Annotated in this window: 11 protein-coding genes, 1 tRNA gene and 4 pseudogenes; 12 read left to right on the plus strand and 4 right to left on the minus strand. The window is 57.4% G+C overall.

Going from position 1 to position 13,318, the window contains the following annotated elements; all coding sequences use genetic code 11:
- Positions 1–55 precede the first annotated feature (55 nt).
- Positions 56–856 carry an ABC transporter permease gene (locus tag GSD1FS_RS01350; protein ID WP_155588215.1) on the minus strand — a complete coding sequence of 267 codons (801 nt, stop codon included), beginning with the start codon at positions 854–856 and terminating at the stop codon, positions 56–58.
- Positions 857–1,274: 418 nt separating this feature from the next.
- On the opposite strand from GSD1FS_RS01350, the gene eno reads away from it, so the two are divergent.
- From eno to GSD1FS_RS01395, 9 genes and pseudogenes are all read left to right on the plus strand, one after another.
- Positions 1,275–2,567, plus strand: a complete 1,293-nt coding sequence (eno, locus tag GSD1FS_RS01355; protein ID WP_343030154.1) for a phosphopyruvate hydratase — start codon at positions 1,275–1,277, stop codon at positions 2,565–2,567.
- 108 nt (positions 2,568–2,675) lie between these two features.
- Positions 2,676–3,241: pseudogene (locus GSD1FS_RS01360) on the plus strand (FtsB family cell division protein).
- A 48-nt stretch (positions 3,242–3,289) separates the two neighbouring features.
- Positions 3,290–3,880 carry a DUF501 domain-containing protein gene (locus GSD1FS_RS01365; protein ID WP_155588216.1) on the plus strand — a complete coding sequence of 197 codons (591 nt, stop codon included), beginning with the start codon at positions 3,290–3,292 and terminating at the stop codon, positions 3,878–3,880.
- 16 nt (positions 3,881–3,896) lie between these two features.
- On the plus strand, positions 3,897–4,898 hold the full coding sequence (locus tag GSD1FS_RS01370) for a Ppx/GppA phosphatase family protein (RefSeq protein WP_155588043.1): 1,002 nt from the start codon (positions 3,897–3,899) through the stop codon (positions 4,896–4,898).
- A 20-nt stretch (positions 4,899–4,918) separates the two neighbouring features.
- Positions 4,919–4,998 (plus strand) — tRNA-Leu (locus tag GSD1FS_RS01375).
- A 143-nt stretch (positions 4,999–5,141) separates the two neighbouring features.
- Entirely contained in the window at positions 5,142–5,723 is a 582-nt protein-coding gene (locus tag GSD1FS_RS01380; protein ID WP_246165684.1) for a cadmium transporter, read from the plus strand.
- An 81-nt stretch (positions 5,724–5,804) separates the two neighbouring features.
- Positions 5,805–7,279, plus strand: a pseudogene (locus GSD1FS_RS01385) (L-serine ammonia-lyase).
- A 130-nt stretch (positions 7,280–7,409) separates the two neighbouring features.
- Complete coding sequence (locus tag GSD1FS_RS01390; protein WP_155588044.1) at positions 7,410–7,817, plus strand: FKBP-type peptidyl-prolyl cis-trans isomerase; 408 nt, start codon at positions 7,410–7,412, stop codon at positions 7,815–7,817.
- A 94-nt stretch (positions 7,818–7,911) separates the two neighbouring features.
- A complete protein-coding gene (locus GSD1FS_RS01395; protein WP_155588045.1) occupies positions 7,912–8,394 on the plus strand; it encodes a GreA/GreB family elongation factor in 483 nt (160 codons plus the stop codon).
- Positions 8,395–8,552: 158 nt separating this feature from the next.
- Here the strand turns inward: GSD1FS_RS01395 and trhA are convergent, their stop codons facing one another.
- On the minus strand, positions 8,553–9,443 hold the full coding sequence (trhA, locus tag GSD1FS_RS01400) for a PAQR family membrane homeostasis protein TrhA (protein WP_155588218.1): 891 nt from the start codon (positions 9,441–9,443) through the stop codon (positions 8,553–8,555).
- A gap of 138 nt (positions 9,444–9,581) precedes the next feature.
- Between trhA and GSD1FS_RS10335 the strand changes: the two are divergent.
- The 3 genes and pseudogenes from GSD1FS_RS10335 to GSD1FS_RS09600 all read left to right on the plus strand — a co-directional run.
- Positions 9,582–9,926: pseudogene (locus tag GSD1FS_RS10335) on the plus strand (histidine kinase N-terminal domain-containing protein); the annotation flags it as partial.
- A 168-nt stretch (positions 9,927–10,094) separates the two neighbouring features.
- Positions 10,095–10,565 (plus strand): histidine kinase dimerization/phosphoacceptor domain -containing protein, encoded by a 471-nt coding sequence (locus GSD1FS_RS10340; protein ID WP_425481772.1) that lies wholly within the window; start codon positions 10,095–10,097, stop codon positions 10,563–10,565.
- Positions 10,497–11,041: pseudogene (locus GSD1FS_RS09600) on the plus strand (sensor histidine kinase); the annotation flags it as partial. The gene GSD1FS_RS10340 and the pseudogene GSD1FS_RS09600, both read left to right, overlap by 69 nt.
- Before the next feature lie 115 nt (positions 11,042–11,156).
- On the opposite strand, the gene GSD1FS_RS01410 reads toward GSD1FS_RS09600, so the two are convergent.
- Positions 11,157–11,435 carry a WhiB family transcriptional regulator gene (locus GSD1FS_RS01410; protein WP_155588046.1) on the minus strand — a complete coding sequence of 93 codons (279 nt, stop codon included), beginning with the start codon at positions 11,433–11,435 and terminating at the stop codon, positions 11,157–11,159.
- Between the two features lie 121 nt (positions 11,436–11,556).
- Positions 11,557–13,287, minus strand: coding sequence for an FtsK/SpoIIIE domain-containing protein (locus GSD1FS_RS01415; RefSeq protein ID WP_246165685.1), 1,731 nt, complete (start codon positions 13,285–13,287; stop codon positions 11,557–11,559).
- Positions 13,288–13,318: the final 31 nt, after the last annotated feature.

Here is a 13,318-nt window from a genome sequence, read left to right on the forward strand (position 1 = left end):
CGCATGAGTATGCGCGCAAATATGGGATGAATTGAATACTGACGGGAACCTGACGCTAGTTAGCTGACGCGCGCAATGGCACGGCAATACGTTCGATGCTGCCCACGACCCATTCACTCAACAGGCCGAGCACCGCGTATGCCGCGATGCACAGCACCATCTGATCGGTGCGGTAGAACTGCTGCGAACGCGAGAGAATGTAGCCGATGCCAGCCGATGCATTCACCGTCTCGCACGTCACCAACGCAATCCATGAAACGGTCAGCGCGAACCGTAGGCCGGTCAGGAACTGGGGAAGCGCGCCACGCAGCAGAATACGCGTGAACACCGTGCGCTTGGGCAGATGGTAGGCGCGTGCGAGTTCCAGCAGACGCGGATCCACGTTCCGCACGCCGTCACGGACATTGATGTAAATCAGTGCGAACGCGCCGATGGCGATCAATGCGATCTTCATCGTCTCGCCGATGCCCAGCAGCACAATCAGCAGCGGAGCCAGCGCGGGGAAAGGAATCGCCCGTAGCATGTGGATGGGTTTGTCGATGATCGCGTGTCCGATGCTGCTTGCGCCGGACAGTACGCCGGCCGGCACACCGAGCAACACGCCGATGACCAGTCCGGCCGCCACGCGCATCACGCTGATGCCGACGGACGGCCACCACAACCCTTCCGCATTCAGATCGCTGAAGGCGCGTATGACTTCGCCGGGGGAAGGCATGGTACGGTTCGAGTCCGGCGACTGTGTCGCCCACGCCCAGCAGGCGAGCAGCGCAAGGCTCGACGCCCATGCTGCGAACGTCCGCGATGCCGCCCGCGATGCTTGTTGTGCATGCACGCGCAGCCTGAAGCCGGCGCGCATATCGCATTCATGCAGCCCCTCACCGGAAGTGCGGATGCGCGACGTGCCGGCTGCGTCGGCCGTGAAATGCGCGCTTGTGCCGGAAACAGCGGAAATTTGGGTGTCGTCAACGACGGATTGTGTCATGACATTCCCTTCGATAGCATTGCCTATGTCAGGTTCAACGAGTGTGATCTCAGCCCAGCCGATCCGCTTCGCCGTCCGCGTCAACCGCCGACGGCACCAGCATTTTTACGATCTTGGCCCGGGCACCCCGTGTCGATGGTCATTGTTGCTGAACGGGCGGGACAATGCGCGTGTCGTGCCGCTGAGAACATTACGTGAACGCTCACATTTTTTCAGGCGACACTCATGAATCGTCCAAGAATCTCATTACGCTAGATGGTGTCATCACAACCTATGCACAAAAGGAGAAGTTGTGGCAGCAATTGAAAGCGTGTACGCACGCCAGATTCTTGATTCCCGTGGCAACCCGACCGTTGAGGTCGTTCTCGACACCGACGACGGTGCTCGTGGCCTGGGTCTTGTTCCTTCCGGTGCTTCGACCGGCGAAGCTGAGGCATGGGAGCGTCGCGATGGCGACAAGTCCGTGTATCAGGGCAAGGGCGTTCTCAACGCCGTTAAGGCCGTCAATGAAGAGATCGCCCCGAAGGTGATCGGCATGGACGCCACCGACCAGCGTGCGCTCGACGATCTGATGATCGAGCTCGACGGCACTCCGAACAAGGGCCGTCTGGGTGCGAACGCCATCCTCGGCGTGTCCCTCGCTGCACTGTATGCCGCTGCCGAAAGCGCCGAGCTTCCGCTGTACCGCTACATCGGCGGCACCAACGGCCATGTTCTGCCTGTTCCGAACATGAACATCATGAACGGTGGTGCACACGCTGACTTCGCCACCGACATTCAGGAATACATGATCTCCCCATACGGCTTCCAGACCTACAGCGAGGCTCTGCAGGCAGGTGTCGAGGTCTACCACACCCTCAAGAACGTGCTCAAGAAGCAGGGCCTGGCAACCGGCCTCGGCGATGAGGGTGGCTTCGCACCGAAGATGAAGACCAACGAGGATTCCCTCAAGTACATCATGGACGCCATCTCCGCCGCAGGCTATGAGCCGGGCAAGCAGATCGGCATCGCACTCGACGTCGCATCCTCCGAGTTCTACAACAAGGAGACCGGCAAGTATCACTTCGACGGCGAAGATCGCGACTCGGCCTACATGCTCGACTTCTACGAGAAGCTTGTCGACCAGTTCCCGATCGTCTCCATCGAGGATCCATTCCAGGAAGAGGGCTGGGAAGACTGGGCGAAGATCACCGAAGCTCTCGGCGATCGCCTGCAGTTCGTCGGCGACGATCTGTTCGTCACCAACCCGGTGCGCCTGAAGAAGGGCATCGACATGGGTGCCGGCAACTCGCTGCTCGTCAAGCTCAACCAGATCGGCACCGTTTCCGAGACCCTCGACGCCATCGAACTGGCCACGAAGAACGGCTTCACCTCGATGGTTTCCCACCGTTCCGGCGAAACCCCAGACACCACGATCTCCGATCTCGCCGTCGCCAAGAACACCGGCCAGATCAAGACCGGCGCACCTGCACGTGGCGAGCGCATCGCCAAGTACAACCGCCTGCTCGAGATCGAGGAAGAGCTCGGTTCGACCGCAGAATACGCTGGCTACAGCGCGTTCAAGGCCTGCAAGAAGTACATGTGATCGTACGCGCTTTTGCGCAAGTCACAGTAGTGCATTGAACATCGCGAACTAGCGAATGTTCCGTCAATACCCGTCGCATCGTCGAATGCGACGGGTATTTTCGTATATATGACTAACCGTTCTCGCGCATCACAGTCCACATCGAAATCCTCGAAGGATCAATCTGCGACGCAGACGAAAACACGGTCCAGGCGAACGAACGCGGGTCCCATCGCGTTCTTCCTAGCATTATTCGTGATTGCAGTCGGCTCCATCCAAATCATCTCAGCATTCCACACGTATGCGATCAATCTATCGGAACTGAACTCGCTGAAGAAGCAGGAGGCGTCGCTCACCGCACAGAAAAAGATCTCGAGAACGACATCGCACGATGGAACGACACCGCATATGTCACTGCACAGGCCAGAGAGCGACTCGGCTATGTGTTCCCTGGAGAGCAGGCCATCAAAGTCGAGCATCCGGAGGCCGTCACTGGGCAGAAAGCACAGACAGACACGCAATCCAACGCTAATAGCAAGCAATCGAACAGTCTGCCATGGTACAGCGAGCTTGCGTATTCGTTCAAAGAAGCCGATGACCAAAAACAAACGGCTCAAAGCGGTAGCGCAACGAACAACGATGCGCAGTCACAGACGACCACCACAGACGGCGCTCAAAGCAGCACGCAACAATGATAAGCAGTAATACACAGTCCACAAAGTACTTAGATGAACGGCAACAATATGGCAACAGAGCAGATTGAGCAGATCCTCACGCGAATCATGGATTCCCCGGCCACACAAGACGACATCGACACTGTGGAGGCGCAACTCGGCAGGTATCCGCGCGGTATGGTCGCAGTCGGAGCCAGATGCGCGCACGACGGAACCCCACTCGTGGTCATCACACGCCCGCTGCTGCCAGGAGGCATACCATTCCCGACGACCATGTATCTGACGAGTCCTGAAGCGGTGAAAGCCGCCTCACACCTGGAAGCCACGGGTGCGATGAAAGAATTCAACGATATGCTGGCTACCGACGAGCAACTGCGCGAGCAGTATGCGAACGCTCACCGGCAATATCTTGAATTCCGTCATGCTCTTGCACAGAGATTGCACGATAGTGAAGAGCACATCGAGGGGATCAGCGCTGGAGGAATGCCGACGCGCGTCAAATGCCTGCATGCTCTTGTCGCACAATCATTGGTCATGGGGCCCGGCGTCAACCCGATAGGCGACATGGCACTCGAACGCATGCGAGATGAATTCGATCCGAACGTATGCCGTTGCGCAACGGCCAGTGCCGATGACGGCACATCGAATGTGAATGACTGATATGGAGGAGAGGGCTATGACAAGTGTGACTGTCGCGGGAATCGATTGCGGAACGAATTCGATTCGGTTGAAGATCGCGCGGGTTGATGAGCACGGTGCCACCGATATCGTGCCGCGAGTGCTACGAGTCGTCAGACTCGGCCAAGGCGTCGATGAGACGCATCGCTTCTCCGAGGAAGCATTGGAACGCACTTACGCGGCGGTACGCGAGTTCAAAGCGATTCTCGACGAGCATCCGGTGGATGCGATCCGCTTCGTCGCCACATCAGCCACACGTGACGCCGAAAACCGCGATGAGTTCGAGAACACCGTGGAATCGATTCTCGGTGTGCGTCCAGAAGTCATCTCAGGCACCGAAGAAGCCGATCTGAGCTTCCTGGCCGCCAGCAGTTCGGTCGAGAAGAATCCAGCAGTGCAGGCGCCATATCTGGTCGTCGACCTCGGTGGCGGTTCATGCGAACTGGTGCTGGGCGGAGATGGCACGAACACGCCGACCACAAAGGTGGAGTCTGCGTTCTCGATGAACATCGGATCAGTGCGCATGACGGAACGTCACCTGCACCATGATCCGCCGACCGACGAAGAGGTAGCGGCGGCGGTCGACGACATCGACGCACATATCAGCGAAGCGTTCGAAACAGTGGAAGCGGGGAAAGCCAACACGATCATCGGCGTGTCGGGCACTGTGACCACGATGACCGCCTTGGCGATGCGCCTTCCCGAATACGATCATTCAGCCGTTGACGGCGTGCGCATGGATTTCGAGACCGCATTCGCCGTTGACGACAAGTTCTTGCACATGAGTCGAGCCGAACGCGCCACCTACAAGACCATTCATCCAGGGCGCATCGACGTGGTCGGTGGTGGGGCTCTCGTATGGAATCGCGTGCTGGCTCGCGTTTCCGAAGCCGCCAGACGCGATCACGGCGCACATATCGATTCATATGTGGCGAGCGAGCACGGTCTGCTCGACGGTCTGATCCTCGATCTGGGCCGCTCATTGCTCGATGCGCAGTGATGTGGCATAATTGAACAGTTGCCTCCATGGCGAAATTGGTATACGCAGTTGACTTAAAATCAATCGCTTCGGCTTGCGGGTTCGAGTCCCGCTGGAGGCACTTCTCACGTCCGCCGTTTTCGGCGGGCGTTTTTTCACTCGATGTTTCGTGGGTGTTGACACAAGTCACCGAATCGTAACACCGGACGACACACGTGTTTTTACACTGGCCATATTGCCCGACCGAACAAATGAGGGAGCGAGATGGCAGCAACACAACAGGGGAGTGTCACGGTTCACGAGAAAAGCGGCATGCCGATCATGCTGACACAGGCCATCATCATCGCCGCGACGCTATGCGTGTGCGAACTGGTCTGCGCGCCGATGTATGTGGGATTCATCCCCAACCTGTTCCCGCTGCTGCCGTGGGCGCTCGTCGCCATGCTGCTCGCAGTGGCGTTCACCTATATCGTCGGCTTCGCATTGCTCTGGTGTGCGGAATCGTTCGCGTACCGCATGAAGCGAAAAGCCCAGCCGATCGTTTATTCGATCATCGGCGCTATAGCATTCGCTGTCTGGACCATCTGGGTGGTTCTTGGCATCATGAACATGATCGCAGGCCCTGCCACAGGGCAGATCGTGTCGAAAAACAACACGGTCATGGCGGGAATCAACGGTGGTATTCTCGGATTCGCCTCATTCTTCTGCGCCTCTACGCTGGCCGAACGCGTCGCCAAATATCGCAAGACATTGATCGTCGTCGGCATCTGCACGATAGTGCTTGCCATTGGTGGGGGATTCGTTCTGGCGTCAATGCTTAACGCCGTTCACTTGACGGTTTCCTGACCGTTTTCGCCAGCTATACCGTGAGCATATAGCACCGTTGCAGAGTGCTGTGCCATGCGGGAACCGAGTAGAATGCCATGTGTGTTTAGTGTTCTCGATATGTTCTCGATCGGCGTAGGCCCAAGCTCATCGCATACGGTTGGCCCGATGCTCGCGGCGAAACAATATGCGTCCACTCTTTCGGATGAGCATCTGTTGGAACGTGTGGCGCATGTGCGCGTCACATTGTATGGTTCACTGGCTCTCACAGGGCTCGGCCATGGTACGGATCGTGCGGCGGTCGTAGGCTTGGAGGGCAACGACCCGACAACGGTCGACACCGATTACTTGGCTCGTATTCATGAGATCTGCGATGATCGCCACACACTCAGACTCAACGGGTCTCATACGATCCCATTCGACTATGACGCCGACGTGCAGTTCGACCATTGGCGTCGGTTCGCAGCGCATCCCAACGGCATGAGATTCAGCGCCATGGATGTTGACGGCGCGACGGTATTCGAACAAGTATGGTATTCGATCGGCGGAGGATTCATACAGCTCGGTCTCGTCGACGACCCCCTGATCCCGATTCACGGTAAGGCTCCCGAAACTGCGGCTCTTGACAGTCAACAGGAACTGGAAGACGATTCCGATGCGTTCCAATCGGCGTTGTCTGTTTTGCCATATCCGTTCACGACGGCACATGAACTCATCGACATCTGCAAGCGCACGCATATGAGCATCGCCGATGTGATCTGGGCCAATGAAACATCGAGACGATCGGCGGAGGAACTGGATGCCCATATCACGGCGATATGGAAGACGATGCGAGAATGCATCCACGAAGGGTGCACCAGCACGCAACAGCTGCTGCCAGGTGGTTTGAATGTGCCACGTAGAGCGCCGGCCATGTATGCGAGGTTGGCTGGAAGCGGGGATCTGCTCAATCAGCCGGCCGCAGACAGCATGCGCGAACTCGAGTCGTCGAACGAGGCGTGGGTCGATCTCTTTGCGTTGGCGGTGAACGAGCAGAACGCCGCCGGAGGACGCATCGTCACGGCACCCACCAACGGGTCTGCAGGGGTTATACCCGCCGTACTCATGTATTACTGGCATTTCATCGCCAATGCGAACATGGCCGGTGTCAAGAAATTCCTGCTCACTGCTGCTGCCATTGGATATCTGATCAAACGAAACGCTTCCATCTCCGGGGCCGAGGTGGGTTGCCAAGGTGAGGTGGGCTCAGCATGCTCGATGGCCGCGGCTGGCCTGTGCGCAGTGGTCGGAGGCAATCCGAAGCAGGTTGAGAACGCCGCCGAAATCGGCATGGAACATCATTGGGGTTGACCTGCGATCCCATCGCCGGATTGGTGCAGATCCCCTGCATTGAACGTAACGCGATCGCGGCCAACACCGCGATTTCGGCGGTGCGCATGGCGATGCTGGGAGACGGTACGCACATCGTGACACTCGATCAGGTGATCAAAACGATGAAAGATACCGGAGAAGACATGATGGCGAAATATAAGGAGACGGCTACCGGCGGCTTGGCTCTCAACGTTGTTGAATGCTGAGAGAACCGTGACGGCGTTTTAGGGCAACATGCATATACAATATGCTCATATATGGCGTGCGAACGATTGCGCCGTACAAGATGCCGCGGTTTTTGTGCTAGGCTGATGGCGTTCAAGGAAGGAGACTGATATGGCAACACAGATGCCACAGGTCAAGGGTGATTTCGGCGATACGCCGCAAATCGAATTCCCAAGCGAAGAGGCTCCACAGGGGCTGAAGGTCGTGGAACTGGTCGAAGGTTCGGGCCCGATGGTTCGCCGTGGCGACACGGTTACCGTCAACTACCATGGTCAGGTGTGGGGGCAGGATAAGGCATTTGATTCCAGTTTCGAGCGCCACCATCCGGCCAGTTTCGGCATCGGTGTCGGTCAGGTCATCAAAGGCTGGGATCAGACCGTGCCGGGGCACAATGTCGGTTCCCGTCTGCTGATCTCCATCCCGCCGCAATATGGGTATGGTTCAAACGGTGCTCCGCAGGCCGGCATCAAGGGTGATGACACACTCGTGTTCGTAGTGGACATCATTTCCACCCGCTGAACAAGCCAGAAACGAGCGAAAGATTCATAACATCGGCACCGGCTCTCCGGTGCCCTTGTGTATCGGGTGCGGTGAAGCGCCCATGGAGGTTGACATGGAACAAGAAGAAAAGGTGGTGCTCCTGACCCAGGAGGCCTACGACAAGATGCAGGAGGAGCTCGCCCACCGAGAGGGTGAGTACCGCGACGAGATCACCGAACGTATCGCCGCAGCACGCGCCGAAGGCGACCTGTCGGAAAATGGCGGCTATCAGGCTGCTCGTGAAGAGCAGAGCAAGAACGAGGGGCGTATCAACGAGCTCATCGTCAAGCTGCGCAACGCGAAGATCATCGAGGCGCCAGCCGCAGGCACCGTTGGCAATGGTTCGCTGGTGACGATCGACCTGGGCGGCAACGAGATGCAGTACGTGATCGGCTCACGCGACATCACCGTCGCCACCGACTACGACGTGATCAGCCCTGAGTCTCCGATCGGCGGCGCGATCATCGGGCATAAGGTCGGCGACGTGGTGACATACGCGGCTCCTAACGGGCGTCAGATTTCAGTGACGATCAAAGAAGCGAAGCCGCTGAACTGAGCTGTCGTTCAGATATCGCCAAGGTGTAGCTGGCTAAAGCAGATTTTGGGTGAGCGTGAACTGTTGAGGTTCGCGCCCACCCTTATTGGTTTGGTGTGGAAGTGCTTAATCCGTTGCGGAGTCTCTGCTCATGACTGCGCTTCACCGGGTCGCTGATGTCACAGCACTGCCAGATGACATACGACGAGATAGATCGCCACCACATGGCAGGCATACCCCAGCACGGTTCCGGTGTGGAAGATCTCGTGGAAACCGAAAACGCGCGGCCATGGGTCCGGCTTGCGTTTGGCATAGACGATGGCACCGGCGATATAGCATGCGCCGCCTGCGAGTAGCAGCCAGACGACGGCGGGGCCGGCGACTGGTGACATCCAGAACAATCCCATGAACCCCACTCCGGAAACGCCGAAGATGATGTATACGATGACATACAGCCAACGTGGTGCATTGATCCACACCATGTGAATGATCAACGCGATGAGCGTGCATGACCACATGCCGATGATGATCGCATTGCGCCAGAACGGTTCGAGTGCGAACGACACAGGCGTGTATGTGCCGGCGATGAGCAGGAATATGTTGACGTGGTCTATACGTCGGAGCACGTCGGTGACTCTCGGCGACCAGTCTCCCAAGTGGTAGAGCGCCGAATTCGTGAACAGGAACGTGGAAGCGGTCATGAACACCGCGCACGCCCATTTCAAAGCCGCGCCGTGCGCTAGGCAGATCAGCACGATGCCGGAAGCCAACGCGAGCGGGGCGGCGCAAGCATGGATCCAGCCACGCATGGCGGGTTTCTCGCGGCCATGCACGTCGAGTCGAATCTTGCGTTCGATTTCCTGAGGCACGATGCCCTCGAGCTTCGCAGCCTTTTGTTCGCCCTTTGCGATTGCCTTGCGTGCCTTTTGCTCCGCTTTCTGCCGAATGTTCGCAGCCTTGGTGTGTGCTTTGACACGCACCATTTCCGCCTTCGCCTCAAGTGCCTGTTCACGTGCCTGCGCCACTGCAGCACGTTTCGCTTCGATTTGCTCGGCAGCCTGTTTCGACATCATGCCTCCACTCATTGTTACGCAACCGTAAGTTACGTTACCGTAGTCTATTGACAGCCGCAACGACATGCAGATAACGCGATATGACGCTCAGTGAACATGATGTCAGTATGATGGAGACATGGCTGATTTTCACAGATTCTGGCAACTCGACCTGATTTCGACGATAGTGACAAGGAATGGCTTCATCATCTTGTTGCAGATTGGCAGGTGATTTCCGATCTGAGTTTCGCGGATTTGCTGCTGATCCTGCAAAAAGGCGACGGAAGTTACGTGTTCGCGGAACAATGCAGACCCTCGACCGTGGTGAGCATGCGCATTGACGATGTGGTCGGGCAGGAGGTCGACCCATGGATGGTCGAGGAATGCAACAAGGCCATGAAGCATCACGGCGTGTATAAGTCGGAGAACATGATCACCGATGGCGACATGAACATCTGCAACACCTACGCTCCCATCCGCCACAACGGCAAGACCCTCGGATTGGTGCTGCGCGAAACGAATCTCGAGAATCGCGAGGCGAACGGCAGATATGAATGGGAGAGCATCAGCGTCGGCAGGCAGCTGTTCTCGATGATCGCCCGCGAACAGTTCCCATACACGGACGCGGTGATGAACCAACGGCACAATGCCCGCGTGTCAGATGGTTTCATGCTGCTGACCAAAGACGGCGAAATAACCTATGCCTCTCCGAACGCGATCAGCTGCTTCCGCAGACTCGGCATGATCGACACAATGCCGGGAAAGAACCTGGGGGAGATAGGCACCGCATTGCTGCACGAAAACGATCCTGTGCCAGAAACGCTCCCATTGGTGCTGATGGGCAAGGCCGCCGTTGACTCAGAATTGAACGCCAACCATTCAATCGTCTCCATCCGGTCGATGCCTCTTATGGACGAGCAGGGGCGCACCGGGGCGATTGTGCTCTGCCGAGACATCACTGAATTGCGGCGCCGTGAAGTGGAACTGCAGACCAAGGATGCGACGATCTCCGAGATCCACCACCGCGTCAAGAACAATCTGCAGGCAGTCTCCGCGCTTCTTCGACTGCAGGCCAGGAAAACGAAGTCCGAAGAAGTCAAAAAGAGCTGCATGAGGCGCAACGTCGCGTGCAGACGATAGCGATGGTGCATGAGGGACTGAGCCAGACCGCAGACGAGAACGTCGACTTCGACAAGGTCATCTCGAATCTGCTGCGTATGAGCGTCGACCTCGCTTCGATGAAAGATCAGCATATCTCCATCGATTTCGTCGGCAAGTTCGGCAAAATGCCGGCACAAGACGCCACCCCTCTGTCACTGGTGCTCACCGAGCTCATCACCAACGCGGTGGAACACGGGTTCGAAGGACGCAAAGAGGGTCACATCACCGTTTCCGTGGGGCGCGAAGGCAAATGCCTGAACGTCGTGGTGGAAGACGACGGCAACGGTATGGACCAGGAGGAGAACAACGGCATGGCACGCTCCTCGGGCTCCGGACTCGGCACGCAGATCATCAATACGTTCGTCACGAACGACTTCGGTGGCAGTGTGCGCTGGGAACGTGGCCGCGAAGGTGGCACACGTGTGATCCTCGACATGACACTGCGCGCCGCCTGAGGGTAAGCCAGCTAATTCAACATTGCTCAGCAATAAAAATAGAGTTGGGCTCCCAGTACTACTCAGTACCGGGAGCCAACTCTATTGTATTACTGCAGTTTCTATTTCGAATACGTCAGATCTGCATCTGCATGGATTGCGAACGACGAGCGCGCATGGCGCGGCGTTTCAGAGCGCGACGCTCATCCTCGCTCAAGCCACCCCACACGCCATAATCCTGATTGGTGTCAAGCGCGCACTTCAAGCAAGCATCGATGACCTTGCATGTGCGGCACACCGCTTTGGCTTCTTCGATCTGCTGATACGCGGCACCGGTATTGCCCACTGGGAAGAACAATTCCGGATCCTTGTCGCGGCACGCTGCCTTTGCTCGCCAGTCGAAAGCACTGCTCATGTGATTCCTTACGCTACTGTCTTGAATTACGCTACAAAACGTATGCTATGCAATTTTCGAGGTTTTTCAAGGGTTTTACCGAAAATACCAATACTTTTGCATGCCGGCGTGCGCGCGAGCATCACATTTCGAAGCACTGCAGCAGCGTCGCCGACCCACGTGACAGCAGAACCGCACGACCAGCACATGTGAGTTCGTCGACATTGCCGTTTGCATATAGATCCGTTGGAATGCCGTCTGCCAGATCTGTGGTGCGCTCGCCGGTAGGGAAGATGACACGGGTGGCCGCATGCTCAGGAACGCGCAGAAAACGCGTTGTGCGAATACGGAACACCGTGAGATGGGAGTCGTCATGAAGACTGCGATGCAGCGCATTGCCGGGATTGGCCATTCCGAGCGGGTCAAGCAGATCATCGGCGTCGTCGAAACATTGCGCGGCGATGCCAAGCTCCCGTAGCTTACGCTCAAGATAGCGCAATAATGTGCCGCCCCCACGGTGGTGCTGCGCGATGATCGCGACGTTGCCTGCGGAAACGTCGATTGTGGCGGGTTGATAGAACACGCCATTGTCGGCGATACCGATTGGAACATGCCGCGCATCGTGGGTAACGATTTCACCGCCGACGATTTGCGAACAATCTCGTTCCGCAACATGGTGGGGCAGCGGCGCAGTGAACAATGGAGGCAGCTGCGCGTCATCGAAGAAGTGCGCGGCGCATCGGATCTGATCGACGAGCATATCGAGCAAAACGGGTGAGGCGCAACGAAAAAGCTGATTGTTGCCGTCACATGCAGCAAACGCCATTCCAGGGCAGGACGCGGGAATACGCGATGCGTCAGCCGAATCAATCATTTCCTGTGACTGCATGGCGTCTTGCACACGCAAACACAAACGCAGACTCATATTCGACTTCATCGACGCATTCACCTGAACCATCGGGTTCTGCGTGCAGACGATCAAATGCATGCCCAACGAACGTCCAAGAGAGGCGACTCTGACCAGTCGATCGATATAGTCGGGTAACTGGTCGCTCAACATATGAAATTCGTCGACGACGATCACCAGCCGGGCGGGAGGGGCACTCATCTGCCGAATATCGGAGACTCTGTGTTGAGCAGCGAGCTTTTCACGCGATGCAAGCTCAAGTTCCAATGCGCGTAGCGCCCGCATCGCGTAGTCGAGGTCAAGGTCGTTCACACACCCGCGAACGTGCGGGAGTTCGGTCAGGCGTTCGAGCGCGGAACCGCCCTTGAAATCGAGAAAGACGAATTGCAGCCGGCGTGGGGAATATCGGCAGGCCAGTGCGAGACACCAGCTCTGCAACAGCACCGATTTACCGGATCCGGTGGTTCCCGCAACGATCGCATGCGGCCCGTGATTGACCAGATCAAGCGAAAAGGGTTCATGGTTTGCGTCAATGCCGATTGTAGCTCTGAGTCCGGTGCTGTGCGCCGACGTGCACCACTGGTGGCAGATCGTGCGCATCGGTGCAGCATCGGCGTTGAGGCCGAGAAGCGCGGAGGAATCCATCTGGCGTATCGCGCGTATGCTGCCTGTCGTTTCCTCGCTATGCATGTTCTCGACGGAGTGTGGTTCGGCAGAGATGCCATCTGTGTCGTCCACATGCCGTCTACGCAGGTTCTGCACGCTTGCGGGTAGCGCGGCAAGCGTCGCCACGCAACTGGAGAACACGAGCAAAGCGAACAACCACTGGCGTTGCAGCAGCAGCGCAGTGAACATGACCAGTTGAGCAAATGCCGGAGCGAACAAGCAGAGCGGACGCAACCACCGTGCCGCACCCTGCGTGTGGGAGCGGTGGCTGCGCTTCCGTTCGTCTCCATTGCCGTTCATGCATCAACTATGAGCGCTGGGGGAGCCCCTC

The sequence above is a fragment of the Bifidobacterium canis genome, assembly GCF_009727065.1.
GTDB lineage: Bacteria > Actinomycetota > Actinomycetes > Actinomycetales > Bifidobacteriaceae > Bifidobacterium > Bifidobacterium canis.

What these genes read in the sequence shown, in the direction of transcription:
- GSD1FS_RS01365 (WP_155588216.1), top strand. Translation starts at nt 3,290, where the DNA reads ATGGCAACAGAGCAGATTGAGCAGATCCTCACGCGAATCATGGATTCC.
- GSD1FS_RS01390 (WP_155588044.1), top strand. Translation starts at nt 7,410, where the DNA reads ATGGCAACACAGATGCCACAGGTCAAGGGTGATTTCGGCGATACGCCG.
- GSD1FS_RS01350 (WP_155588215.1), bottom strand. Translation starts at nt 856, where the DNA reads ATGCGCGCCGGCTTCAGGCTGCGCGTGCATGCACAACAAGCATCGCGG.
- GSD1FS_RS10340 (WP_425481772.1), top strand. Translation starts at nt 10,095, where the DNA reads ATGCTGCTGACCAAAGACGGCGAAATAACCTATGCCTCTCCGAACGCG.
- GSD1FS_RS01380 (WP_246165684.1), top strand. Translation starts at nt 5,142, where the DNA reads ATGGCAGCAACACAACAGGGGAGTGTCACGGTTCACGAGAAAAGCGGC.
- trhA (WP_155588218.1), bottom strand. Translation starts at nt 9,443, where the DNA reads ATGTCGAAACAGGCTGCCGAGCAAATCGAAGCGAAACGTGCTGCAGTG.
- GSD1FS_RS01395 (WP_155588045.1), top strand. Translation starts at nt 7,912, where the DNA reads ATGGAACAAGAAGAAAAGGTGGTGCTCCTGACCCAGGAGGCCTACGAC.
- GSD1FS_RS01410 (WP_155588046.1), bottom strand. Translation starts at nt 11,435, where the DNA reads ATGAGCAGTGCTTTCGACTGGCGAGCAAAGGCAGCGTGCCGCGACAAG.
- GSD1FS_RS01415 (WP_246165685.1), bottom strand. Translation starts at nt 13,287, where the DNA reads ATGAACGGCAATGGAGACGAACGGAAGCGCAGCCACCGCTCCCACACG.
- GSD1FS_RS01370 (WP_155588043.1), top strand. Translation starts at nt 3,897, where the DNA reads ATGACAAGTGTGACTGTCGCGGGAATCGATTGCGGAACGAATTCGATT.